Here is a 25355-nt window from a genome sequence, read left to right as displayed (position 1 = left end):
TCTGCTCATTCATCTACGTCATGAAGTCCTGCAGAACGACTGAAGCAATGGCGGTCGGTCCCGTCGCGGGGGGCGCGAGGCCCGCATATGCCCGCACTGGCACTAACCTTAACAACCAGATCCTGACCCGGATCCGTTGCAGAAAAAGCGGGCGCGCATCTGGCGCCCGCTTTGGCTTTTACGCCTGCGCGTTACTTTGCGCCCAGTTTCTGCGCATATTCCCATGCCGTTTTGGCGAGCGGAACGACGCGCTTTGCCGCGAGATGGGCTTTGTCGGACGAGGCGTTCCCCTGCTTGATGCGCCCGGCGATACCTTGCGAGATGCCGGCAAGACGGAACATGTTGAACGCGAAATACCAGCTAAGGTCCGGAATTTCCGCGCGATTTGCCTCCGTGCAGTAGATTTCCAGCATTTCATCAACCGTCGGGATATTGAGCCCACCCAGATCCGCGCCAAGCAGGCCGCCGAAAAGATCATCATTGCGGACCCACTGCATCAGCATATAGCTCACATCCGCCATCGGATCGCCAAGCGTCGAGAGTTCCCAGTCGAGCACGGCCGCAACCCGCGGCTCGGTCTTGTGGAACATGACGTTGTGCAGCTTGTAGTCGCCATGGACAATCGACAGCCGCTCCTGCGGCGGAACGGAGGTCGGGAGCCACTCCATCAGCTTTTCCATCTCGGGGATGTCGCGATCTTTGGTCTCGCTGTACTGACGCTGCCAGAGGCGGATCTGACGCTCGAAATAGTTGCCGGGCCTGCCATAGTCGCCGAGCCCGATTTCGTCGGGTTTGAAGTTGTGAAGCCGGGCCAGCGCCTTCGCCTGCGAAACGAAAATGGAGCGCCGGTCCGCAAAGCTGACGTCCGGCAGGAGCTGGTCGGTAAAGACGCGCCCGTCGATCATCGACATCACATAGAAGGCAGATCCGATCACGGCATCATCCATGCAAAGGGCATAGGCGTGCGGCACGAGATAGCCCTGCTTATGCAATGCCGACATGACGCGATATTCGCGGTCCACGGCGTGCGCGGATTTGACAAGCTGGCCCATCGGCTTGCGTCGCAGCACATAGGCGCCGCTCTTTGCCTCCACCTTGAAGGTCGGGTTTGACTGGCCGCCTGCAAATTTGGAGATTTCAAGCGGCCCTTCATAGCCCGGGATATTCTCCCGCATCCAGTGATCGAGACGCTCCGCATCGACGCCCTGCGCCGCTGCGCCTGCAGCATTCTGTTCGTTATTTCCCTGCATACCGTTTCCTTTGTCTATCACGCGGACTGAAACGAGGGAGCAGCACATATCCGGAAGGTCCGAACGCGCTTTTCCCTCATCCTCACTCCTCTACTCATATATATTTCCGAATGTTGAGCGACTTGATCCCCGACCATCCGGCTAACTTTACGGCGGCGCCGATTAAAGCAATTAAATTGGTTGACCTACCTATTTATATCCGGCCCTTTTTGATTGCGCAACAAAAGCGCCTGCCTGTTGAAGTCCTGATCGATTTATGATTGTGGCGTCTCAGTCCCGCTTCAGCATCCCGTTGAAGAGGACATCAATATAGGTTTCGCAGAGGCCCGCCATATACTCTTCCGGGGGCGTATCGATGTTGTGAATGTCCCGGACAACAGCCTCGAAGACGATGCTGAGATAGCGCGGGACGGAGATGATCGCCGTCAGATGTTCGACAGGAAGATCGCGAATTTCGCCGGATTCCACGGCTTCGGCAATGGTTTTGTCGATGATGGACACGGACCGGCGCACATAATGATCCATCAGCCATTTGAACCGCTCCCCGCCGACGATGGCTTCATATTGGAAGATCCGGCCATATTCCGGCTCCTTGATCGAGGCATCGAAAAGGAGCCGGATATGTGTCTTGGCGCGCTCGACGGCCGGCAGGCTGGTGATCAAGGGGTCATTGATCGGAAAAAGCGCCTTACGCTTTCGCATAATATAGTGAATCGCTTCTTCCCAAAGCAACGCCTTGGACTTGAAGTGATAATGAACCATCGATTGCCGGACGCCGACAGCTTTGGCGATGGCGACAGTGGTAACCCCGTCATACCCGTAGCGGGCGAACAGCTTCGCCGCCACAGCGAGCAACTGCTCTCGAGAATCCCTGTCTTGCGCCACCGCCTTGTTCGGACGCCCCGGCCCCTTGCTCTTCTGTCGTTTAACCTGGTTCATTTCTCTCGAGTTTCAATAGAAAAACCCAAATATACAATAGACTTGCGAACACACAAGACCTCACTCGGAGATCACCTATTCTACGCCAAGCTGCACAGCCGCCTCCGACACCCGGAAGTGTTCCGGGCTGCTTTATGCGGCAGCCCGGAGATATGTCACCCGGTTATCATAAGGCTAGGCAGGAAATGTACCACCTGCGGGACAAAGACCATAAACAGAACCACAAGCAGGTCGACGGCAATGAACCACATAACGCCCTTGAAGATCGTGCCGAGAGAGATACTCTTGTCGACCACCGTTTTCAGGACGAAAACGTTCAACCCCACAGGCGGCGTGATCATTCCGATTTCCAGCATCTTGACCAGGAAGACACCAAACCAGATGAGGGAAATGTCAAGCTGCGCCAGAACCGGCATCACCAGCGGCAGCGTCAGCAGCATCGTCCCGAGCGGATCGACGAACATGCCCATGAAGAGATAGATACCGATCATGCCGAAGATCAGCGTCAGGCGATCGGTGCCAACCTGCAGAATGATCTCGGAAATCAGATCGTCCGCTCCGGAAAAGGTGAGGAAGCGGATGAAAAAGCTCGCGCCGATGGCGATAAAGAACAGGCTCGCCGTGGTGCTCAGCGTCTCGACGAGCGTCGTCTTGATTGCGTCGAAGGTAAGCGTCTTTTTGAAGAAGCTGATAATGATCGTCATCAGCGCGCCGACCGCACCGGCTTCCGTTGCCGTGAACAGGCCGATGAACATACCGCCGAGCACGACGCCGAAAAGAATAAGGACCGGCCATACTTCCTTCAGCGAGGCGACTTTATCGGCCCAGGACGGCTGATCGTCAACCTGTGGCGCAAGTTCCGGGTTAATCGCCACGCGGATGATAATCATCAGGATGTAGGCCAGGGCCGACGCGACACCTACGCCAATTGACGCGATGAACAGGGTATTGATCGACGTTTCCGTAAAAATACCGAAAAGGATCAGAAGGATGCTCGGCGGGATCAGAGCCCCGAGGGTTCCTCCCGCGGCAACCGCGCCTGTCGCAAGGCTCGGCGAATAGTTATACTTCATCATCTGCGGGACGGAGATGCGCCCCATCGCCGCCGCACAGGCCACGCTCGACCCCGAAACGGCCGCAAAACCCGAACATCCAAGGACGGCCGCGACGGCCAGCCCGCCCGGCAGCCGGGAAAGCCATATCCGCGCTGCGGAGAAAAGCCCGGCTGTCAGCCCACCGTGATGCGCCATAAAGCCCATCAGCAGGAACATCGGGATGGAGGACAAGGTCCACTTCGCCGCGAAGGCATACGGGATAACCGACAGGATTCCCCACGCCTGCTTCGTCCCGAGTATGAGGCTGATTCCCACAAAAGACACGGCGATCAGAGCAACCGCAATCGGGACGCGCAGCAGCAGCAGTCCGATTACAGCCGCAAGGCTGATCAACCCGATAATTTCACTTTCCACGGATTACCCTCCCCCGCTTCTTTGTATTTTCTGATTACAGACCGCGCTTCAACGCGTCGGCTTCGACGGCGTCCGGACCTTTGACCATGTGCCGCACGAGAACAAGACCCATGATCGCGAAACTGAACGGCAGGATAAAATATGTCGGCCAGGTTACGAGATTGATTTCCTGCTCGAGAACGAACGCGTTGGTCTGGAATTTCTTCACCGCATATTCCCAGAGGCTGACAATCAGCAGGCCGCAAATAACGAGACTGAGCGTCCAGGAGAAATACATCGTCGCCTTCTGCATGCCGCGCGGCATCACCTGATAGGCGATTTCAACGGTAATGTTGTCGTCACGCAATTCCGCAAGGGCGATCGGGAGAAAGACAACCGCAACCATGTAGTAATGCGTCACGACAACAGAGTTTGCGGGGATGGGGCTGTGAAAGACGTTGCTTGCAATGACGTCGGCCACAACCTGGATCATCATCAGGATGAGAATGACCGCCCCGACAAAAGTCGAGGCGGACACAAGCCTGTTGACAAGTTTATCTAATAAACCGGTCATAGATGTTAGTTGAGCTTGGAGACGTCAACTTTGGAGTAGACTTCATCATAGTAAAGCTGCCCCAGTTCATCGATATTCTTGAAGTCGACCGTCTTGACCAGATCTTCCCACTTCGCCATCAGCGCGAGGAAGCGGTCCTTGCGTGCTTCGGCATCCGGAATGCCATACTGCTCGATGGCGTTCTTCACGATCAGGTCGATATCCTTCGCGCGGAACTCTTCGTGCTTTGCCATGAAGGCGTCGTCCGCCTTGATGATCTCGACGCCATGCTCGCCGGGCTTGCCTTCCATAACGATGAGGTTGTCAGCCTGGTATTCGATCGTCGCTGCCGCGTGGCCATATGCAACGGCCTTCAGGAAGGCACGCTTGTCTTCTTCGGACAGCTCGTTCCAGACATCGAGGTTGGTGCTGAACAGGGAGTTACCCATCCCGAGGCCGATCGGCGCATCGAGAAGATAGTCGGTAACTTCACCCATCGAGAGGTTAATGATGGTGTAGGCGGTGTGCGTGGAACCGCTCAGAACGCCCTGGCTCATCGCGCTGTAAACGTCGTTGGACGAGATGTTGGACGCGGAGCCGCCCATTTCCGTTACCCAGCGACCGAAGGTGCCGAAGCCGCGGATTTTCTGGCCCTTCATGGTTTCCAGCGAATCGATACGCGGCTTGGAATACATGTAGTACGGGCCGATTGCCGTCATGCCGGTCAGCAGCTGGTTCTGCTTCTTGAACTCTGCGATACATTCATCGCAGGTCATGTAATATTCGTTCAGCGCACCGGACGCCGCATACGGATCGGCGCCTGCAGTAGCAAGGTCGGCGATCAGGTTGGTCTGCGGGTATTCAGCACGGAAGTAGGGTGCGACAAGGAAGCCGACATCGGCGAGACCTTCGCGCAGCGCCCCGTTGGTTTCGCTGTAACCGAACAGGTTGCCGATATAAACCTTGGCCGTGTAGCGGCCGTCGGTCTCTTTTGCAAGCACTTCGGCGAACTTGTCAGCGCCCCGTGAAAGGCCCGATTCGCTACCACCAAAGTTATACTTCAGCTCTTTCGCGTCCACGGCGGCGACGTTCATGCTGACAGCCATTGCCGCGCCGAAAACCAGGGACAGATACTTCGCTTTTTTCATTATGTACTTTCCTCCCAGTACGTTAGGACTGCTTCTGTTTCTGTTATTCTACTTAGGGCCAGACGGTGCGCCGACCATCCACAGAATTTCACTTACTTCTTTCTTAATTTTATCGCATATTAATCAGCGCCGGTTCACCGTGTCAATATTAATTGGTCAATCTAACAATTAATATTTCAGCCCTTTGCAGAACAAGGATTTAGCGGCTTTCGCTGATATTTTAGTGTCGATTTCATCACCGGTTTCCGGCCTCAAATCGGTGCAATCGAGCGGAATTTCGGCGGCATCCGGGACGGCCGCCGCGCCGGTGCCCGTTCAAGAACCTCGATGATCCGCTCGCGTGTTTCCGAGGGCAGAATCAGCTCGTCTATGCCAAATCCTTCCGCCGCTTTCAGGGGGTCGATCTCGCGGCGCATCTCGTCGATCAGCTCCTGGCGGCGGGCCTGCGGATCCGGCGCATTCTGATACTGTTTGGCATAGGCGACGTCGATCGATCCTTCCACCGACATCGCGCAGATTTCAGCGGTCGGCCAGATGAAGTTGGCATCCGCATCAAAGCTCCGCCCGCCGGCCATCACCACATAGCCAAGCCCGTAGCCCTTGCGAAGAACGATTGAGATGCGCGGCACCGTCGCATGGCCGAGCTCGAACAGCATCTTCGCGCTCCGCCGTCCGAGATTGGTATCTTCCGCCGGTGTGCCGATGGACATGCCCGGGATATCGACCAGATAGACGAGCGGTATTCCGTAGGCATCGCAGAGCGCGATAAAGCGCGCCGCCTTCTCACAGGCATCCGCATTCAGCATTCCGCTGAGATGCAGCGGCTGGTTGGCGATAATTCCGACCGGACGCCCGTCAATGCGGGTCAGAGCCGTGATGACGTTCTTGGCAAAATCGGGCTTGATTTCGAACACGCTGTCCGCATCGGAAAGAATTTCGATCACCCGGCGCATGTCATAGGATTTGCGCGTATTCGCCGGCACAAGGCTTTCGAGAAGCTCCTGATCCTCCTTCGGGGCAATGGCGGGCTTGATATTCGCCGGCGCCTGCGCGTTGGAGGGCAGATAGGAGAGGAACCGCCTTAAGGTGAGGATCGCTTCTTCCTCGCTGTCGACGGCCGCATCCGCAAGACCGGTCTTTTCGACCTGCCGCGCGGTTCCGCCAAGCTCAACCGCGGTGATCACCTCGCCGGTTCCGGCTTTGACAAGCGCAGGGCCCGCGAGACCCATTGTCGACTTGCCCTTCACCATCAGCACGAGGTCTGCCATCGCGCTGTAGTTGGTGTTTGCCGCGAACCCGAAGCCGAGAACCGCGGAAACGATCGGCACCCAGCCGGTCATCCGGGCAAAGGTCGCGAACAGATCGCGCGAGCGGGCATAGGCGCGGGAATTCTGGCCGTCCTGAATGCGATGTCCGCCGCCATCGAGCAGCAGGACCAGGGGGCAACCGTGCAGCTCGGCGAGTTTGGCGATGCGCACCAGCTTTTCACTTCCCAGATGCCCCGAACTGCCGCCATAGACGGAGAAATCCTGCGAGACGACCATCACCGGGCGGCCCTCAATGCGCGCAGACCCGGCGACGATCCCGTCCGCCGGTGCTTCGCGCGAGAGCGCGGGATTGCGGATCAGGCTGCCGATTTCTTTGAAAGTCCCTTCATCGCAGAGGATATCAATCCGCTCGCGTGCGGTCAGCGATCCGCGCTTGTGAAGCGATTCCACCATATCCGGCCGGCTTTCATCGAGCACCGAACGCCGTGCCGTCCGCGCAACCTCAAGCGCTTTCTCGGTCTCGGCATCGGGTCCTTCTTCTTCCTGATGCGCCTCCGCGACGTCGCCAACCTCGGCCGGCTCAAAGAAATAGAGGGTTTCGCCGCGCTCGATCGTGCCGCCTTTTTCCGCGGCAACCAGTCGGACAATGCCCGACCGCTCCGCCGTGATGATATGCTCCATCTTCATGGCTTCGATAATCGCGACTTTCGTGCCCGCAGCGATGAGCGCGCCTTCTTCGGCTAAGATCTCGACGAGCAGCCCGCCAAGCGGCGCCGGCGCGGCACGGGTGCCGGCCGGTCCCTGCGACTGCGCGGCATCCGCGGAGCCCGAGTTGTCAGCCGGTGCGTCATTCCTGAAATAGCGCGGATGCTCCATCCCCTGCTCGACAATCTTCGGCGCGTAGGCCTCAACAAGACCGGTTGTCGTGTGTCCCTCTTCAACCTCGGGAAGCCGCATCAGGCTTTGCAGAAAGCCGATGTTGGTCTCAAGCCCCTCGATGCGGAATTCGGAAAGTGCCCGGTAGCCGCGCGCGAGAACGTCCCGGATATTGCCGGACGGGGCGAAGGCAATCACTTTTGCGAGCAACGAATCAAAAGCGGATGTTGTCCGGTAGCCCGTATAGCCGAATGTTTCCACCCGGATACCTGCCCCGCCCGGAGGCGAGAAGGCGCGGAGCGTGCCGCCTGTCGGCATCGCGGTCCCGTCAGCCGACACCTGCTCCATATTCACGCGAAGCTGCACCGCCATGCCGCGCGGGCGTCCGATGGCGTCCTGCGACAGGCCGAGCGCCTCAAGGCTCTCCCCTGCCGCGATGCAGATCTGGGTCTGGACGAGATCAATGCTCATGACCTCTTCGGTGACCGTATGCTCGACCTGAAGGCGCGGGTTGGCCTCCATAAAGACGAAGCGATTTGCCGCCGGGTCCGGATCGACAAGAAACTCCATCGTGCAGAGCGTGTGAATTTTCGCGGCGCGGGCAAGTTCAACGGCCGATGCGGCAATTTGATCGCGTAAATCAGGGTCAAGACCCGGCGCGGGGGCGAATTCGATCAGCTTCTGCTGGCGCCGCTGCAGGCTGCATTCGCGCTCGAAAAGATGGATGACGTTACCGGCACGGTCGCCGACAATCTGGATTTCCACATGGCGGGCAGGCCGGATCAGCTCCTCGATATAAAGCGCGTCCGAGCCGAAGGAGGCCTTCGCCTCCGAGCCGGCGCGAACAAAGGCGTCCTCGAGGTCGTCAATGTTTTCGACAACACGCATCCCGCGGCCACCACCGCCGGCAAGCGCCTTGATCATCGCGGGACGGCCGCCGAAGCTTTCCATGATGCGGCGGGCTTCTGCGAGATCGGTCGCGCCGACGCTGCCTTCGGCAAGCGGGACGCCGATTTTCTTGGCAAGCGCCCGCGCCTTGCCTTTATCGCCGAGCAGCTCAAGCGCCTCCGGATCGGGGCCGATAAAGGTGAGTTTGGCGTCCTTGCAGGCGCGCGCGAACGCCGCGCTTTCAGCGAGAAAGCCATAGCCCGGATGGACGGCATCGCAGCCGGTCTCAACCGCCGCCGCGACAACCGCCGCGATATCGAGATAGGCGGCCGCTCCCCGTCCCGGCAACGCCACCGTTTCCCCGGCCTGGGCAAGATGCAGGGAGGCGACATCCTCCGGCGCATAGACGGCAACGGTTTTGATGCCAAGGCCATCCGCCGCGCGGGCAATCCGGATCGCCACTTCGCCGCGGTTCGCAATAAGGATCTTCTCAAACATTTTCTTTAATCGCTCCCCGCATCACTTCGTTGCGTTGCTAGCTGACTTTTTTATTTTTTACCAGGGATCAATGTAGCGGTGCGGCGTCGCGCCCCACGGCCGCGCTTCGTGCCCTTTCAGCATGATGGAAATCAACTCCCGGGTGTCTTTCGGGTCGATCACGTCGTCAATCTCGAAGAAGGTGGCGACATTGAGCCCCTTGCCCCGCTCATAGGCGGCGTCAACCATTTCCTGATATTTCGCTTCGCGCGCGACCGGATCCTCGATCGCTTCCAGCTCGCGGCGGAAACCGAGGCGGACGCTGCCCTCAAGCCCCATGCCGCCGAACTCGCCGAGCGGCCAGGTCACGGCATATTGCGGCACGAAGAAGTCGCCGCCTGCCATTGCCATGGCGCCAAGCCCATAAGCGCGGCGGAGGACGACCGTCATAAGCGGGGATTCGAGCGCCGCGCCCTTGATAAAGAAGCGCGAGAACTGGCGGACCGCCGCTTCCTTCTCGGAGTCGGGGCCAACCATGAAGCCGGGCGTATCGCAGAGCGAGACCACGGGCAGATCATAGGCGTTGCACAGCTCGATGAAGCGGGAGGCTTTACTTGCCGCCTCGCTGTCGATTGCGCCCGAGAGATGCTGGCTGTTATTGGCGATCAGGCCGAACGGACGCCCCTCAATGCGGGCAAGCGCGGTGATGATGCCGAGCCCGAAGCTCTCGCGGATTTCGAGAACGGAATCGGTGTCGCAGAGCGCGTGGATAATCCGCCGCACGTCAAAAGCGCGTTTGCGGTTCTCGGGCACCATGTGACGAAGCAGGCGCTGATCCTCAGCCGACCACTCATTGATCGGTCCCTGGAAATAGGAGAGATATTTCCGCGCAACCGCCGCGGCCTCGATCTCGTCCTTCACCAGAATGTCGATGACGCCGTTCGCTGTCTGCACATCGACCGGGCCGATATCCTCGGGCCGGAAAACGCCGAGGCCGCCGCCTTCGATCATCGCAGGCCCCCCCATGCCGATATTGGCGTCGGGTGTTGAAATGATGACATCGCAGCAGCCAAGCAGCGCCGCGTTCCCGGCAAAGCAGCGGCCGGAGACAATCCCGATCGACGGCGCCTTACCGCTCCGCCGCGCCAGCATGGTGAAGGTCGGGAAGTTCAGGCCGGCGACGCGGAGGTTGTCGATATCGCCCGGACGACCGCCGCCGCCTTCGGCAAAGAGGATCAGCGGCAGGTTATCGCGCTCGGCGATATTGAACATCCGGTCCATCTTTTTGTGGTTGGCGCGTCCCTGCGTTCCGGCAAAAACGGTGTAGTCATAGGCGATGATGGCGCATTTGCTGTTCTCGCCCGGGAACTGCTCGGAGTTGACGCGCGCCGTTCCGGTGATCAGACCGTCGGCGGGGCTCATCTTGATCAGCTCTTCCATGCTGCGCCGGCGCCGCTGCTCGGCGAGGACAAGCGCGCCATATTCCCGGAAAGTTTCCGGATCGCAAACCGCGGCGACATTCTCGCGCGCCGTCTGCTGCCCCGTCTTGCGCCGGCGGGCAACCGCATCGGGACGGAATTCATCTTTCAGCATGTCTTTGCGCGCCAGAATTTCCGCAAGCGACGGCGGAATGGCATCAATCGACTGCTCGGCCGCGTCAACGACTTCGCCCTCGCCCGCCCCCGCCGGATCGATCGCGAGGATGATCGAGCCGACCTCAAGCTGCGCGCCGCCCTCAAACGCGATTTTTGTGACAATGCCACCTTCCGGCGCCACGATGATATGCTCCATCTTCATCGCTTCAAGGACGGCAATCGGCTGGTTGGCGGCAACAACATCGCCTTCGGCGACGAGGACTTCGGCCAGATACCCGACCATCGGGGCGGAGACCGCAATATTGCCGGCCGGAACGTCGATCTGCTGCACTTCCTGGGCGGCGACTTCCGTTGCTGCTGGCGCCTCCGCCTCCTGCAGCGCGACGGCCCTCGCCACCAGCTCCGCGCCCTTCTCTTCGATAAAGCGCGTAAAGACCTTGTTGGCCGCGAGGTCGGGGTGCGCAAGCAGGGCACGCTGGAAATAGAGGTTCGTCTCGACGCCGCCGATACCGCATTCATTCAGCGCACGCTGCGCCTTGATCAGGAGCCGCTGATAGGCTTTATCATCGGCGCCATTTACCGAGACAATGACTTTCGCAAGCAGGCTGTCATAGGTCGGCATGACACGATAGCCCGAATAGCCGAAGCCGTCGATCCGGACACCGGGCCCGGACGGCATATCATAGCGCGTAAGCGTGCCGCTCGCCGGCAGGATCTCTCCAATTGCGGTCAGCTTTTCCATATTGACGCGAAGCTGTACGGCGAATTTCGATGGTTTCGCAATGGCATCCTGCGAAATGCCGATATCGGCAAGAGTCTCCCCCGCCGTGATGCGGAGCTGCGCCTGCACCAGATCGACGCCGGTGACCTCTTCGGTGACCGTATGCTCCACCTGGATGCGCGGGTTGACTTCCATGAACCAGTAGCGGTCGCCTTTATCGGCATCGACGAGGAACTCAAACGTCGCGGCGCCGCGATAGTTGACTTCTGCCGCCATTTTCAGCGCATCGCGAAGAAGCGCGGCGCGCACCTCTTCGTTCAGGCCGGGCGCAGGCGCAAACTCGACCAGCTTCTGGTGGCGGCGCTGCAGCGTGCAGTCGCGCTCGCCGAGATGGACAAGACCGCCCTTGCCGTCGCCAAGGATCTGCACTTCGATATGGCGGGCGCGGGGTAAATATTCCTCGACATATAGTTCGCCGCTGCCGAAGGCTTTCTCGGCTTCCGAGGCGCAGGCCGCATAGGCTGCATCGAGATCGCGGCCCTTCTGCACGATCCGCACACCGCGTCCGCCGCCGCCGAGCAGCGCCTTCAGCATCACGCCGCCCGTCTCCGGCGCCTTCTCCAGAAATGCGCGGACCTCATCGAGTGACGTTGCCTTGTTGGTGCCGGAAAGCAGTGGCACACCGAGTTTCAACGCCAGCGCCCGGGCCGCCGCCTTGTCGCCAAGCTTCTCCAGCATATCCGGCGTCGGGCCGACGAAGGAAAGACCCTCCGCTTCACAAGCCCTTGCAAATTCAGCGCTTTCGGAGAGGAACCCGTAGCCCGGATGCACCGCAACGCAGCCCGCCTCTTTGCCTGCCGCAATGATCGAGTTGATATTGAGATAGGCCGCAACGCCTCGTCCCGGCAAGGCAAGGGCCCGGTCGGCCGCCTTTACATGTAACGAATCGCTGTCATCAGATGCGTAGATCGCAACACTTTCGACCCCCAGTTCGGCCAGCGCGCGGGCAATGCGCACCGCGATCTCCCCACGATTTGCGATCAGTACAGGTCCAGACAACAAGGCGAACTCCATTCGATTTTCAGGTCAAAAAAAAGGGATTGCGAGTAATTATAATTTCCGTTCTTCTTCACTCGGCTGTCGCGAAACTATCAAAAAATAAATTGATTTGTCTACCAATTTATTTTTGGATAAAGTCATCAAAAATCAAAACCGCTGCCCCTCACAACCCGCAGCACCCGACCAACCTTATGTGAATAAAAAGAATGCCGTCGCATCCGGCACAGACCGAGGGAGACTATTTATGAGTTCTCAGCTGCCGCACCTGCTGAAAGTGAAATTACCCCCTTTAATGGAACGGACGGCGAGCGCCGTCATGAAGACCGCGCTCGCGGAAATCCCCGACAAGCTGGCGCTTCGCGGTCCGGAGCGGGAGCTGACCTATCGTCAACTCGTAGAGGAAGGCCTCAATCTCGCCGGCGCGTTCGTTGACCTTGGTGTCGAGCGCCAGAAGGTGGTGCTCGCCATGCTGGACAACTCGGTCGACTTTGTCCTGCTCTCGGTCGGCCTTTCATTGACGGCCCGGATCGAGGCGCCGATCAATACGGGATACCGCGGCTCGCTCCTCGCCCATGTCATCCGCACGTCCGGCTCAAAGATTATGATTGTCGAAGCGAAGTATGTCGAGCGGCTGGTTGAAATCGCGGGTGAACTCGACATGATCGAAACGCTGGTTGTGCGGGGCGAGATGGCGACGCGCCCGGATCTCCCGGCGCATATGAAAGTCATCGCGTTTGACGATCTGAAGCGGCGGCCGGAACCAATGGAGGACGTAAAGCCCTGGGACACGATCTGTATCATCTATACGTCCGGCACGACGGGCCCGTCCAAAGGCGCCATGATCAGTCACGCGCAGGCCTACAGCTATGCCTCCATCGTACAGCAGGACAATCTCGACAGCAGCGACGTCAGCATGGTCGTCCTGCCGCTCTTTCATGTCACTGCAAAATGGGCCGGCGTCTACGCGCCCTTTATCTATAAAGCGACGGCCGTCATCCTTCCCGGCTTCTCGGCCAGCACCTTCTTCGACAGCGCGCGGAAATATGGCGCAACCTCGTCGCGCATGCTCGGCACGATCGCGCAATATCTGCTGAACCAGCCGGAGCGGCCCGATGACAAGGATCAGCCGATCAAGAAGATCGGCATCACCCCGGTCATTGCCGATCTCGAGCGCTTCAAGGAACGCTTTGGCGTTACCGGCGTGGCCACCGGCTATGGCTCGACCGAGGCGTCGGTCATCGCAACGGCGCCGATGGGAAAAGGCCTCAGCGGCTATGCCGGCTACATCCGTGACGATTATGAGGCGCGGATTGTCGATGAGAACGACATGGAAGTCGCGCCCGGCGAAGTTGGCGAGATGGTTGTCCGCTCCCGCGAGCCGTGGATGATTATGCAGGGCTATGTGAATATGCCCGAAGCGACCGCCAAGGTCATGCGCAATGGCTGGTTCCACACCGGCGATCTGATGCGAATGGCGCCGAACGGCCAGCTTATCTTCTGCGATCGCAACAATGATGCGATCCGCCGCAAGGGGGAGAATATCTCAAGCTTCGAGATCGAGCGGGAGATTAATGCGCATCCGGCAGTCTTTGAATCGGCCGCCATCAAGGCGCCGAGCGATCATGCCGATGACGACGTCAAGGCCTGCATCGCGATCAAGGAAGGGCACTCGGTCACGCCCGAGGAAATCATCGAGTTTCTGACGCCGCGCCTCTCGGCCTTCATGCTGCCACGCTATATCGAGTTTTTCGATGCCCTGCCAAAAACGCCGACGGAAAAGATCCTGAAGGCCGACCTCAGAAAAACGCCGTTCACCACGACCACCTATGACCGCGAGACCAAGCGATACCTGGTTGACGGCAAGCCTTTCTGAGCAGGCCGCGAACGACATGAGTTGATGAATAAAGATTTTAAGGAGTTTAATATGAGTGGCCCTCTTACAGGTCTTAAAGTGGTTGAGTTTTCGGGAATTGGGCCGGGTCCGTTTTGCGGCATGCTCCTCGCCGACATGGGCGCAGACGTCATCTGCATCGACAGGAAGGCGGCGGAGAATGAAGCGCAGAACTCCGTTCTCTCCCGCGGCAAGCGGTCTATCGCGCTCGATCTCAAGAACCCTGCCGACGTTGAAACCGCGCTTCGCCTCGTCAAACGATCCGACGTTCTGCTCGAAGGTTATCGCCCGGGCGTCATGGAACGGCTCGGCCTCGGCCCCGATGTCTGCCTCAAGGCAAACCCCGCGCTCATCTACGGGCGCATGACCGGCTGGGGTCAGGAAGGCCCCCTTGCCAACGCGGCGGGACACGACATCAACTATATCTCGCTGACCGGCGCGCTCGCCGCGATCGGCCCGAAAGATGGCGCGCCGGTCATCCCGCTCAATCTCGTCGGCGATTTCGGCGGCGGGGCGCTCTATCTCGCCATGGGCATCTGCGCCGCGCTTTTTGAGCGTTCACGGTCCGGAAAGGGACAGGTCATTGACGCCGCCATGGTCGACGGCGCGACCTCGCTCGCCGGCAGCATTTATGCGCGCGCGATGGAAGGGGTCTGGAAGGCCGGGCGCGCATCGAACCAGATTGATGGCGGCGCGCCCTATTACAATGTCTATGAGACATCGGACGGCGGCTATGTCTCCATCGGCAGCATCGAGCCGCAATTCTTTGCGATGCTGAAAGACAAGCTGAAGCTGGAAGGTGCGCTCTGGGACCAGCAGCTGAACGAGGCCAACTGGCCGGCGATGACCGAGGAGCTCCGCAAGATCTTCCTCACCCGCACCCGCGATGAATGGTGTCAGTTGATGGAGGGAACCGACATCTGCTTTGCGCCCGTCCTCACCTTCACCGAAGTCGGAAACCATCCGCACATGAAGGCGCGAGAGACGGTTGTTACCGTCGATGACCGCCCGCAGGTCAACGCCGCGCCCAGGTTCTCAAGAACGCCGTCCGCCGTCGGACGGCTGCCGGAGAAAATCGGCGCGCATACAAAGGAAATCCTCCGCGAACTCGAGATGGAAGCGACCGCATAGGATAAACAAAACGGGGCGGGAGAGCGTCACGGCCCCTCAACAGGGATCAACTCTCTCCCTCCCCTCATATAAAGTGACGCCAGGCTGGCGACGGGGCGGGACAACCTGTGGTTTACTTGTCCTTTCGACGCCTAAGTCTCGGCTCGCCCTGACAATGCCGCAAAAGGGGCCGGGCGGGAGATAAAAACCGCCCGGTTTCGTCCGCGCCTCCAGGACTTATTTTCCCCTCCCCCGTCCCGATCAGTGAAGGAAAGCTTGTCAGCCTTTCTGTTTATTGTTATTAATTGAGCTACCAATTAATAACAATAATTCGGCGCCTTTTCCTCCGCTCCGGAGACCGAAGCACCAGGCAGAATGACGTGAAATGATGGACAGGCTACGCGTGATCCCCCGTCCGCCAACTCAAAAGCCATCGCACAGCTTTTGGCTGACTGCCGGGCGTCCGTCCCGATGGAGCGTCGGGATCGGATGTCTATAAGCAATGAACCCGTTGGGATGTAAAAACAGCAGATCAGTAAAGAGAATGCGCCGAGCGTAGAACATTCCATATAATATAAAAGCCCGAGACAAGATGGACCAATCCGAGGGAGGAAAGAATGCACTCAACCGATTCGATATCAGCGCCCTTTTCTGATCCGCGCATTCCGCCGCGTGACCAGTGCGTGCTGCGCCATATCCTCGACCGGCTGGCTGTCGAGTGTCCGGATCGCGAGTTCGCCTGGTTCGAAAACGAGGCCGCCTGGACGTATCAACGGATGCAGCAGGAAGCGCAGCGGACCGCCGCCGGCCTTCAGAAACTTGGCGTCCGCCGCGGTGACCGCGTCCTCGTCTGGATGCCGAACGGACCGATGATTTTGCGCTGCTGGTTCGGCATCAACTATATCGGCGCCGTTTTCGTCCCCATCAATATTGCCTATCGCGGCACGCTGCTTGAGCATGTCATCCGCAATTCCGGCGCCAAGGTCATGATTGCCCATGCCGAGCTTGTCGAGCGCATGGAAGGGCTCGACCTCGCCGATCTCGAGACCGTTGTTGCGGTCGGCGGCGCGGCCGCGCTCACGCAGGCGAAAGTTCTCGGCGCCGACGCGCTCGGCGAAACGGGGGACGTGCCGGAGCCGCTCGATCGCCCGATCGATCCGTGGGATCTGCAATCCATCATCTATACCTCGGGCACGACCGGCCCATCGAAAGGCGTCCTCTCCTCCTACCTGCATCTCTACACGATGACCACCAGCCTGCAGGTCATGCTGACGGAGAAGGACCGGCGGCTGATCAGCCTGCCGATGTTCCACGCGAGCGGCACCAATGCGATTTACGGGATGCTCGCTAAAGGCGGATCGATTGCCATCGTCGATTCCTTCAAGACCGATCAGTTCTGGGATACCGTGCGGCGCTCGAAATCGACGGGGGCAACATTGCTCGGCGCGATGACCCCTTTCCTGATCAAAGCGCCGGCGAGCCCCGATGATCGCAATCATACGCTCCGCATGGCCATGATGGTCCCGCTTTCCGAAGATGCCGCGGCATTCCATGAGCGGTTCGGAACGGATCTTTACACGGCCTTCAACATGTCGGAAATCAGCGGCCAGATCCTGTCGGAGAAGAACCCGACGAAGGCCGGCACCTGCGGCAAGGTGCGCCCCGGCGCCGAAGTCCGGCTGGTCGACGCCAATGACTGCGAGGTTCCGATCGGCGAGATTGGCGAGATGGTCATTCGCGATGAGCGCCCGTGGGGCCTCAGCCACGGTTATAACAACAACCCCGAAGCGACCGCCGCCGCCTGGCGGAACGGCTGGTTCCATACCGGCGATCTTTTCTATCGCGATGAAAGCGGCAACTACTTCTTTGTCGACCGCGCCAAGGACGCCATCCGTCGCCGCGGCGAGAATGTGTCATCGTTTGAGGTGGAAAACGAAGTGCTGTCGCATCCCGATATCCGCGAGGCGGCCGCCATCGGGGTCCCGAGCCCGCTCGGCGAAGATGAAGTGATGGTAGTGATTGCGCCGGTTCCGGGCCGCACGATCGACCCCGCCGCACTGATCGAGTTTCTCCGTCCGCGGATGGCGCATTTCATGATCCCGCGCTACATCCGCGTGATGGATGCGCTGCCGAAAACCCCGACCGAGAAGGTTCAGAAGCATCTTCTGCGCGATGAGGGCATCACCGCGGACACCTGGGACCGGGAGGATGCGGGCATTCGCATCACCCGCGACAAGATCGGAACGTCTGTTTAAGCCGCAGCGCAGAGAAGATTCCCGCCGGGCGTGAAGACGGGGGTGTTATTTTCCCTGATCGTTCTGCCCGGCGTCACGGAACAGCCGCTCGGTAATATAATGCGATGCCTGCTCCGCTGAGTCCTGCAGCACCCCCTGCAGCCGGTCGATGGAAAGCGCCTTCATCCGCGCTGTCGGGCCGACCACGCCAATGCTGAACAGGCCCGGCATATTGGCGACGATCACCGGACAGGCGACACTGTAGACGCCCTCATCGATCTCACCGTCGCAGATGGCAATGCCGTTCTTTCGCACATTTTCCAGCTCCCGGCTGAAGGCGCCCCAGTCGTGGCTCGGCGCGTTGCCGTCATTGAGATAGGCTTCGTAAATCTCCCGCGCCGTATCATCTTCAAGATAGGCCAGAATCGCCTTGCTGGACGAGCAGGTATCGACCGGCCGGGCGCCGGTTCCGGGGTAAACGTAAGAACGCCCGGTTGATTCGGGCGGAACGGCCTCCAGCAAATCGATATGCTTCTCGACCCGGCGGGCAAAAAACGCGGTCTCGCCAAGCTCGGCGGTCATCGATGCGAGAAGCGCTCTTGGCAGATAATCCATCGCACTTGCCGCAAGACTGCGTTTCAGCAGTTTCAGCAGCCCCGGGCCGATGCTGTAATGCCCGTCCTCCTGCATTTCGACATACCCGACCGCGCAAAGTGCCGCCGCAAGCCTGTGGGCCGTGCTCCGTGGCAATCCGCTTGCCTCGACTAGTTCACCCAGACTGATACCCTGAGGAGCGCACGAAACAATCTCCAATATCTGATTATATCGCACGAGCGGCGCGGGAACTTCCATATTTGCCTCAACCTGCTATTTATTCGCTGCCTTTTTATTAGCGCCAAATGACGCATTTCTCCTCATGAAACTTCATCTATACCAATAAATGCCGATAATAGCGCGGGATCTGTTCTAAGTTTGGCCGCCGGACCCGATTTTACGATACGGCCCGCTTCCATGACATAGGCGCGATGCGCAACGCCAAGCGCCGACTGGACATTCTGCTCGGCGATCAGCACCGCGCAGCCGCTTTTCATGATCGTCACGACAATCTCGAACACCCGTTCCACGAGAAGCGGGGCGAGACCAAGCGACGGCTCATCGAGAATCAGCAGTTTCGGCCGCGACATCAGCGCCCGGCCGAGCGCCACCATCTGCTGCTCGCCGCCCGAGAGCGTACCGGCGAGCTGACTCCAGCGCTCCCGCACCACGGGGAACAGCGTTTCGATCTCATCGAGCTTCTCGCTGATCTGCGCCTTGGTGAGGGTGAGCCTCGTCGCACCGAGCAGCAGATTGTCGCGTACCGACATTTCCGGAAAAAGATGCCGCCCCTCCGGACAGAGGATAGCGCCGCCCCGAACGGCCTCTTCCGGCGTCCATCCTGTCACATCCCGCCCCTCATATTGTATGGAGCCGCCGAATGACTTCTGGATCCCGACAACAGCTTTAAGAAGCGTGCTTTTCCCCGCGCCATTCGCGCCAACGAGCGCGACGCATTCGCCGGCGCCAACCGTCAGGGAGGCCCTATCGACTGCAATCCGCGATCCATAGGCAAGCGACAGGTTATCGATTTTCAGGATTGTCTCATTTTCGCTCATCATGATCTCCAGTCCTTCAGTCCGCGCTCGCCGGACGGCCGAGATAGGCGTTCTGTACAGTGATATCATTGGCGATATTCTTCGGCGTATCGAGGGCGATCATCTTGCCCGCCGACATGACCATGATGCGATCCGAGAGCGCCATCATAAGGCGCATCTTGTGATCGATGACCACAATCGTAACGCCGCGATCGCGAATGCGGCGGATGAAGGCGAGCAGTTCCAGCACTTCCGCTTCGATCAGCCCGCCCGACGGCTCATCCAGCAACAGCAGCTCCGGACCGGTCATCAGCGCCATGCCGATTGCGAGCTTCTGCTGTTGCAGGTTCGTGAGTTCCGAGGGCAAGGCGTCCTCCATCCCCTCAAGGCCGATAAAGGGAAGGAGCGCCCGCATTTCTTCGCGATCAGAGTCGAGATCGACCGGCCGCAGCCATCCCGAAATGCCGCGGTGCTTGGCCGATCCGGCCGACAAAAGGCTCTCGCCGATCGTATGGGTCGGAAACATTTGCGACGCCTGGAACGTGCGCCCGATCCCCATCCAGCAGCGCTTTTGTGTCGGCAGCCTGTCAATTCTCTGGCCAAACGCCTCAATAGTGCCGTGACTTGGCGGGAGGACACCCGCGATCAGGTTGAAGAGCGTGCTCTTCCCCGCGCCGTTCGGGCCGACAATCCCGAAAACCTCATGTCTTTTTACCCGGAACGACACCTGATCGACTGCCGCAAGCCCGCCGAAGGAGCGGGACAGGTTTTCCGTTGAAAGAATCCATTCCTTCATAGCGCACCTTTTTGCTTTGAGAGCGTCTCATCGGCGTCCGGCGCGGACCCCGTTGCCTTCAATAAAAGTTTTTCCATCACTTTATGGATAAGCGCCTTGCTGCGCCCGGCCAGCCCGTCGGGCGCGAACAGGACGACGAGGATCAGGATCAGACCGAGCGTGATGAGGCGGAACTGGTCCGCGCTTCGCAGCAGCTCCGGCAGAATGACAAAGATCGCCGCGCCAAGGAACGGACCCGCGACGGACGCCCGTCCACCGATGATAATTGCCATCAGCGCGGTAAAGCCGATCTCGAAACTCGCGATCGAGGGTTCGATATAGGAGAGGTAGGACGCCTGGAAACTGCCGGCGAAGGCGGCCATCCCGGCGCTGACGAGAAAAGCGACGAGACGCGTGCGCGATACGTCAATGCCGACAGCCGCCGCCAGCGCCGAATTGTCCCGAATTGCCCGCAAGCGCCGCCCCGTCGAGGTCTTCATCAGCAGGAAGGAGCCGAGAACGCAGAGGAAGCAGATGACAGCCATCAGGTAATACATCCCGAGCGAGGGATTGATTGCGAATTCATGAAAGGCGATTGCCTTCGGGATCGGGCTCAAGCCGAGATCGCCATGCGTGAGGTCCGTCCAGTTGCGGATGATGATGGTGATAAGGAGCCCGATGCCGAGCGTCGCGATCACAAAGTAATGCCCATCGAGGCGAAGGGTCAGGACACCGATGCCCAGCCCGACGAGGGCGCCGATCAGGATCGAGACCGGCAGGGTCGACCAGAAGCCCCACCCCACATCGACGGTGAGGATACCGGTGACGTAAGCGCCAAGCCCGAACAGCGCGCCATGCGCCACCGAGACAAGCCCCGCATGCCCCACCGCGATGTCGAGCCCGGTGAAAAGGATTGTCCAGATCAGCAGCTGCGTCAGGATCTGAATGTGATAGGGCGATTGAAAGATGAATGGCAGGATTGCGAGAAGAAGGATACCTGCCGCCGTTGGCAGTATGTTGGAACGATTGAACATCAGGCCACCCTCACCGACTTGCCGAACAGGCCCTGCGGCCGGACGATCAGCACAAGAACAAACAGCACGACCGGATAGGCGTCCTTGAACTCAAGCGACAGATACGCCGATCCGAAGGATTCGCAGAGACCGATAATGATCCCGCCAAGCAGGGCGCCGTTGATGCTGCCCATCCCCGCGAGCACAATAATGATAAAGGCCTTGAGAACGATGGTGTCGCCCATCGTCGGATAGACCTGGGCAATCGGAGCGAGCAGCGCGCCGGCGAGACCCGCGAGAGCGCTGCCGATCGCCATCGTGATCAGGCCGATCCGCCGCGGCGACAGGCCGACGACGAGCGATCCCGTCCGGCTCTGCCCGACGGCGCGAATGCTGCGCCCGGTTTTGGTGTAGCGGAGAAACAGGTTCAGCCCGACCACCGCGACGACTGTTGCGACGACCACCAGCATCCGCTGATAGGTCACCATGGCGCCGAAAATGGTCGTGCCCCCGGAGATCGCCGGCTCGACAGTATGGTTGTTGGGGCCGAACAGGATCAGCGCAACCCCCTGCAGAACCAGCAAAAGCCCGAACGCGGCGATAAACAGGGTGGCGGGCGGCGCGTTTCGAAGCGGATCAAAGATCAGCGCCTGAACCAGAACGCCGAGGATCACCATCAGCACTATCGCCACCGCCACGGGGATCCAGTATCCATAACTGGCTAACATTGCGACCGTATAAGCCCCGAGCATGGCATGTGCGCCAAACGCAAACTGGGGGACTTCCAATACACCAAACACAAGCGCCAGAGACACCGCCAGAAGTCCGTAGATGCTCCCGGCCATCAAGGCATTGGCAATATTCTGCGCAATGTCAGCCATCATGGTACCGCTCCCTATCGATTAGTTGCTGTCTGTGTAGTCGATGACATCATTCGGGCCCTTGACGACACGAGGATGAATGATCGCCGTCGTCTCGCCGTTGCTTTCCAGGTCGTAAATGTCGAGGACGTTCCATTCCTGATCCATCACGCCGGCCATTGCGGCGCGAATTTTCTCGGCGCTGTCATAGCCGCCGGCAGCCTCAACAGCGGCGAACAGCCACATCGCCTGGGCATATCCATCGGTTGCGATGACCACGGCCTCGCGGCCAAATTTCGCCTTGAAGGCTTCCTTGAATTCGGCAACACGGGGAGAGTTGCTGTCCCAGCCGCTGCCTTCAAAGACGGATCCGACAAGGGAGTCCCAACTCGCGAAACGCGCCGCCTCTTCCGGACCGCAGGAGACCTGGAAGATAAACGGCCCCTTGAAGCCAAGCTCGATCGCCTGCTTCACGACCGGGGCAACCTGCGGGCACGCGCCCGGAACGGCAAGGGTATCGGGCTTCTCTTTCAGAAGCGCCGTCAGCTGGGGATAGAAATCCGTCGAGCTGTTGGCATAGGTTGCAATCTGCCCAAACTCGCCGCCGGCGGCTTTCCAGCCGGCGGAGAATGTGTCCGCCCATGCCTTGCCGAACTCATCCTCGCTTTGCATGATCGAGATTTTGCCAAGCTCCGGCAGGGTGTTTTTCAGCCGCTTGGTGAAGCCGTTCATATATTTATAGGTGTTGAACCAGTAGCGCGCGACGAGCGGGTTGCCAAGCTCCACCAGCTTGTTCGACGCGGACGAGCTGATAATCAGGAACGGCGGAACGGCCGTCGTGTTAAAGCTCATGATCGGAAAGGTCTCGATACTCGTCGAAATCAGCATCGCCGGCACCTGATCCTGAGACGAAAGCCGCCGCCCGCAGGCCGCGGCCGTTGCGGAGTTCGCCTGCGTATCGCAGTAGATTGCCTCCACCTTGACGTTCTTGCCGTTGATGTTGAGGCCGCCCCTGTCGTTGATCTCCTGCACCGCCAGCCGGATGCCGTCGGAATAATTTGCGCCATATTCCGCGAATTTGCCGGTTTCGGGATAGGGAACGCCGAAGCGGAACACCTCGTCACTGGCCGTCGCTACACCCATCGACATGGATGTGAGTGTCACGCCCGCGGCCACGCCCGCCGCAATCGCAAGACTTCTTGATCTTCTGAATTTCATCTTGACCTCCCTTGGTTTGAAATTTTGATCGCGCGCCTGCTGGTTACTCACCGTTTCGCAAACGCGACGATCCCGTTTTTGATTGCGAGATCGCCCGATTGGGTGGCGAGCTCGTAGGCGGCGACCTGGCCGCCGTCATTGGCTTTGTAGAGCTGGTAGCTGAGCGTGAGCGCAGTCGGCACGATAACCATGGCGCGCAGCTCGGCCGAGACGCGTGAGACAGGACGCGGATCGCCGCCCGTCACCCCGTCGCTAATCGCCGAGACCGCCATCGCAATCGTCGCCGTCCCATGCAGGATCAGCCCCGGCAGTCCCGCCGTCTCGGCAATCCCGAGATCGGTATGGATCGGGTTCCAGATCCGCGCACATTCCGAATAGACATGGCACGCCGTCGCGCCGACCTCGATCGTCCGGACGACCCGCTCGCCAATCGTCTGGCCGAGCGCGGGACGTGCCGGAAGCGCCGGCGGGCGATCCTCGCCTTCCACCGCAACGTCACGGAAGATCGCCCCCGAGATTGTCGTCGCCAGCAGCTCGCCCGCCTCCGTCGACGTGTCATTCTGCATTGTCGCAAACGCCCCGGCCCGGTGGCGATGCACCCCGATGAGCTTCGCTGTCGTCACGGTGCGGATACCGGAGATCAACGGCTTGAAAATCTGTGTATCCTGCATCACCTGAACGCCCTTGCTAAGCTCGGCCTCCGTCAGCCCGAGCTTGCCGCGGATCAGCTTCTGGCTCTCCCACTCGGGATGCGACAGAAACAAGGGATGCACCGGCACCGAGCCGCCGCGCGTGTCATAGAGGATCTCGCTCTCATCCGCGATCGACGCGGCATAGTTCATCGCCCAGCGATTATCCACCTCACAGGCTTCAGGACGCGAGGTGAGACCGATCAGGCTGCTTGAATAGGGCATGAGAATTACCTTTCTGTTGAGGGATTAAGACGCCCGGGTGGCGCGTTCAATGGCGGCGGCGTCGAGCCCGGCAATACCGCCCAGCACCGCCGCATTGTCATGTCCGGCGGTAACCGTCTCGGCGGGCGCGATCTCGGGCTTTGGAGTCATTCGGACCGGGCTTGCCGGCAGCGGCCAGCGCCGCCCATCCGGCGCCATCACTTCTTCGACCATCTCGCGCGCGCGCGCCTGCTCCGTTGACAGCACTTCGCCTGCGCCGAGCACCGGACCCGATGGTACCCCCGCCTTCGCCATCGCCGCCGCCGCTTCCTCGCGCGTGCGTACCGCGAGCCACGCCATCATCACCGGTTCAATGCGGCTGTAGAACTGATCGACCCGCCCCGCGCCGCTTCGCAGATCGGGATCGGCAGCGAGATCCGGCGCGTCAATCGTCTCGCAAAAGCGCAGCCACTGTTCCTCGCTCGCCACCGCAATGCAGACATAGCCGTCTGACGCCTGATAGAGCCCGTAAGGGGCAAGATTGGGGTTGATCCGCCGGCCATATTGAAACGTCTCCCCCGTCATCAGGGTTGTCGCGATGGCCAGCTCGTTGATCGAGGCGCAGGAATCGAACATCGCGATATCGACATAGCTGCCCTCGTTGGTAAGGCCGCGGCGCAGCAGCGCCATCAGGATCCCCGACACCGCATGGAGCGAGGGCACCAGATCGCCGATAGCCGGGCCAAGCGCCACCGGCTCGCCGGTTTCGGGCCGGTGCTGCACCAGCCCGGTCATCGATTCCGCCACCAGGTTAAACGCCGGCCAGGCGCGCAGCGGCGATTCCGCACCGCCAAAGCCGCTGATCGAGCAATAGACAAGCCGCGGATTGATCTCGCGGAGCGCCTCCTGACCGAGACCGAGCCGGTCCATCACGCCGGGGCGGAAATTCTCCACCACCACGTCGGCCTTGCGCACCAGCGCGCGGAATGCGTCCTTGGCGTCGGGATTGCGCAAATCGAGCGTCACGCTCTTCTTGCGCCGGTTCAGGCGGAGGAAATAGGAACTGACCGGCTCATGGTCGGCCTCGTGCAGGATCGGCTCAAGCGCACGGGTGATCTCACCGCCTGCCGGCGGCTCAATCTTGATCACCGTCGCCCCGGCATCCGCCAGCATCATCGTGCAGTAAGGGCCCGCAAGCCACCGCGTCAGATCCAGAACAACCGTCCCCGATAACGGCGCAACATTTGATCGATCCTGCATCTTAACTCCCCTGTCATACGTTGTTCCCACCCGGAATTCTTGCGTCCGGACCAGTTTTTTCATCCCATTTTACAGGATATTATCCTAAATAATAAGATGGACATTTTGCTTGTCAACGGCTTTCTAATGTAGAAAAGCGCGGACAGATCAGCGCCACCGACGCCGCGGATGCAAAGCCACGGGCCTGACTATCGAAAATCGGGAAAAAACGTAAAGCAACTATAGGAGGATTATTATCATCTTGCCTG

General features: G+C 59.8%; 18 protein-coding genes. 3 read left to right on the top strand and 15 right to left on the bottom strand.

The window, feature by feature from the left end; translation table 11 throughout:
* Positions 1-191: 191 nt before the first annotated feature.
* From V7Z56_RS00945 to V7Z56_RS00915, 7 genes are all read right to left on the bottom strand, one after another.
* Positions 192-1250 carry a phosphotransferase family protein gene (locus tag V7Z56_RS00945; protein ID WP_334127463.1) on the bottom strand — a complete coding sequence of 353 codons (1059 nt, stop codon included), beginning with the start codon at positions 1248-1250 and terminating at the stop codon, positions 192-194.
* 270 nt (positions 1251-1520) lie between these two features.
* Entirely contained in the window at positions 1521-2189 is a 669-nt protein-coding gene (locus V7Z56_RS00940) for a TetR/AcrR family transcriptional regulator (protein ID WP_334127462.1), read from the bottom strand.
* 155 nt (positions 2190-2344) lie between these two features.
* Positions 2345-3658: a TRAP transporter large permease gene (locus V7Z56_RS00935; RefSeq protein ID WP_334127461.1), complete on the bottom strand. Its 1314-nt coding sequence runs from the start codon at positions 3656-3658 to the stop codon at positions 2345-2347.
* A gap of 34 nt (positions 3659-3692) precedes the next feature.
* Positions 3693-4175 (bottom strand): TRAP transporter small permease, encoded by a 483-nt coding sequence (locus V7Z56_RS00930; protein WP_334127460.1) that lies wholly within the window; start codon positions 4173-4175, stop codon positions 3693-3695.
* A 41-nt stretch (positions 4176-4216) separates the two neighbouring features.
* Positions 4217-5338, bottom strand: a complete 1122-nt coding sequence (locus tag V7Z56_RS00925) for a C4-dicarboxylate TRAP transporter substrate-binding protein (RefSeq protein WP_334127459.1) — start codon at positions 5336-5338, stop codon at positions 4217-4219.
* 251 nt (positions 5339-5589) lie between these two features.
* Complete coding sequence (locus V7Z56_RS00920; protein ID WP_334127458.1) at positions 5590-8868, bottom strand: carboxyl transferase domain-containing protein; 3279 nt, start codon at positions 8866-8868, stop codon at positions 5590-5592.
* 57 nt (positions 8869-8925) lie between these two features.
* Positions 8926-12222 carry an acetyl-CoA carboxylase family protein gene (locus tag V7Z56_RS00915; protein ID WP_334127457.1) on the bottom strand — a complete coding sequence of 1099 codons (3297 nt, stop codon included), beginning with the start codon at positions 12220-12222 and terminating at the stop codon, positions 8926-8928.
* A 244-nt stretch (positions 12223-12466) separates the two neighbouring features.
* Here V7Z56_RS00915 and V7Z56_RS00910 point away from each other — a divergent pair, with 244 nt between their 5' ends.
* The 3 genes from V7Z56_RS00910 to V7Z56_RS00900 all read left to right on the top strand — a co-directional run bounded on the left by V7Z56_RS00910 (position 12467) and on the right by V7Z56_RS00900 (position 17478).
* The gene (locus tag V7Z56_RS00910) at positions 12467-14095 is read left to right on the top strand and encodes an AMP-binding protein (protein WP_334127456.1); all 1629 of its coding nucleotides are present in this window, start codon (positions 12467-12469) and stop codon (positions 14093-14095) included.
* Between the two features lie 51 nt (positions 14096-14146).
* On the top strand, positions 14147-15244 hold the full coding sequence (locus V7Z56_RS00905) for a CaiB/BaiF CoA transferase family protein (RefSeq protein WP_334127455.1): 1098 nt from the start codon (positions 14147-14149) through the stop codon (positions 15242-15244).
* A gap of 596 nt (positions 15245-15840) precedes the next feature.
* On the top strand, positions 15841-17478 hold the full coding sequence (locus V7Z56_RS00900; protein ID WP_334127454.1) for an AMP-binding protein: 1638 nt from the start codon (positions 15841-15843) through the stop codon (positions 17476-17478).
* A 45-nt stretch (positions 17479-17523) separates the two neighbouring features.
* On the opposite strand, the gene V7Z56_RS00895 is transcribed toward V7Z56_RS00900, so the two are convergent.
* From V7Z56_RS00895 to V7Z56_RS00860, 8 genes are all read right to left on the bottom strand, one after another.
* Positions 17524-18309, bottom strand: coding sequence for an IclR family transcriptional regulator (locus tag V7Z56_RS00895; RefSeq protein WP_334127453.1), 786 nt, complete (start codon positions 18307-18309; stop codon positions 17524-17526).
* 62 nt (positions 18310-18371) lie between these two features.
* Positions 18372-19091 (bottom strand): ABC transporter ATP-binding protein, encoded by a 720-nt coding sequence (locus V7Z56_RS00890; RefSeq protein ID WP_443023729.1) that lies wholly within the window; start codon positions 19089-19091, stop codon positions 18372-18374.
* A 34-nt stretch (positions 19092-19125) separates the two neighbouring features.
* The gene (locus V7Z56_RS00885; protein WP_334127451.1) at positions 19126-19884 is read right to left on the bottom strand and encodes an ABC transporter ATP-binding protein; all 759 of its coding nucleotides are present in this window, start codon (positions 19882-19884) and stop codon (positions 19126-19128) included.
* Entirely contained in the window at positions 19881-20897 is a 1017-nt protein-coding gene (locus V7Z56_RS00880) for a branched-chain amino acid ABC transporter permease (RefSeq protein ID WP_334127450.1), read from the bottom strand. Before V7Z56_RS00880 ends, V7Z56_RS00885 begins: the two co-directional genes overlap by 4 nt.
* Positions 20897-21760 carry a branched-chain amino acid ABC transporter permease gene (locus V7Z56_RS00875; RefSeq protein ID WP_334127449.1) on the bottom strand — a complete coding sequence of 288 codons (864 nt, stop codon included), beginning with the start codon at positions 21758-21760 and terminating at the stop codon, positions 20897-20899. The genes V7Z56_RS00880 and V7Z56_RS00875 overlap by 1 nt, the downstream gene beginning before the upstream one ends.
* 18 nt (positions 21761-21778) lie before the next feature.
* Positions 21779-22954: an ABC transporter substrate-binding protein gene (locus V7Z56_RS00870; protein WP_334127448.1), complete on the bottom strand. Its 1176-nt coding sequence runs from the start codon at positions 22952-22954 to the stop codon at positions 21779-21781.
* Between the two features lie 47 nt (positions 22955-23001).
* On the bottom strand, positions 23002-23868 hold the full coding sequence (locus tag V7Z56_RS00865) for a MaoC/PaaZ C-terminal domain-containing protein (RefSeq protein WP_334127447.1): 867 nt from the start codon (positions 23866-23868) through the stop codon (positions 23002-23004).
* A gap of 24 nt (positions 23869-23892) precedes the next feature.
* The gene (locus V7Z56_RS00860) at positions 23893-25107 is read right to left on the bottom strand and encodes a CaiB/BaiF CoA transferase family protein (protein WP_334127446.1); all 1215 of its coding nucleotides are present in this window, start codon (positions 25105-25107) and stop codon (positions 23893-23895) included.
* Positions 25108-25355 lie beyond the last annotated feature (248 nt).

Origin of the sequence: Sneathiella sp., assembly GCF_036844445.1 — a bacterium.
Lineage (GTDB): Bacteria > Pseudomonadota > Alphaproteobacteria > Sneathiellales > Sneathiellaceae > Sneathiella.
Note: the sequence above shows the minus strand (reverse complement) of the source record. Positions and strands in the feature narration are given on the sequence as shown.

Excerpts from the sequence above, each read along its gene's own strand:
- V7Z56_RS00920 (WP_334127458.1), bottom strand. The coding sequence starts at position 8,868 with ATGTTTGAGAAGATCCTTATTGCGAACCGCGGCGAAGTGGCGATCCGG.
- V7Z56_RS00895 (WP_334127453.1), bottom strand. The coding sequence starts at position 18,309 with ATGGAAGTTCCCGCGCCGCTCGTGCGATATAATCAGATATTGGAGATT.
- V7Z56_RS00910 (WP_334127456.1), top strand. The coding sequence starts at position 12,467 with ATGAGTTCTCAGCTGCCGCACCTGCTGAAAGTGAAATTACCCCCTTTA.
- V7Z56_RS00940 (WP_334127462.1), bottom strand. The coding sequence starts at position 2,189 with ATGAACCAGGTTAAACGACAGAAGAGCAAGGGGCCGGGGCGTCCGAAC.
- V7Z56_RS00905 (WP_334127455.1), top strand. The coding sequence starts at position 14,147 with ATGAGTGGCCCTCTTACAGGTCTTAAAGTGGTTGAGTTTTCGGGAATT.
- V7Z56_RS00925 (WP_334127459.1), bottom strand. The coding sequence starts at position 5,338 with ATGAAAAAAGCGAAGTATCTGTCCCTGGTTTTCGGCGCGGCAATGGCT.
- V7Z56_RS00870 (WP_334127448.1), bottom strand. The coding sequence starts at position 22,954 with ATGAAATTCAGAAGATCAAGAAGTCTTGCGATTGCGGCGGGCGTGGCC.
- V7Z56_RS00860 (WP_334127446.1), bottom strand. The coding sequence starts at position 25,107 with ATGCAGGATCGATCAAATGTTGCGCCGTTATCGGGGACGGTTGTTCTG.
- V7Z56_RS00880 (WP_334127450.1), bottom strand. The coding sequence starts at position 20,897 with ATGTTCAATCGTTCCAACATACTGCCAACGGCGGCAGGTATCCTTCTT.
- V7Z56_RS00875 (WP_334127449.1), bottom strand. The coding sequence starts at position 21,760 with ATGATGGCTGACATTGCGCAGAATATTGCCAATGCCTTGATGGCCGGG.
- V7Z56_RS00900 (WP_334127454.1), top strand. The coding sequence starts at position 15,841 with ATGCACTCAACCGATTCGATATCAGCGCCCTTTTCTGATCCGCGCATT.
- V7Z56_RS00945 (WP_334127463.1), bottom strand. The coding sequence starts at position 1,250 with ATGCAGGGAAATAACGAACAGAATGCTGCAGGCGCAGCGGCGCAGGGC.
- V7Z56_RS00865 (WP_334127447.1), bottom strand. The coding sequence starts at position 23,868 with ATGCCCTATTCAAGCAGCCTGATCGGTCTCACCTCGCGTCCTGAAGCC.
- V7Z56_RS00885 (WP_334127451.1), bottom strand. The coding sequence starts at position 19,884 with ATGAAGGAATGGATTCTTTCAACGGAAAACCTGTCCCGCTCCTTCGGC.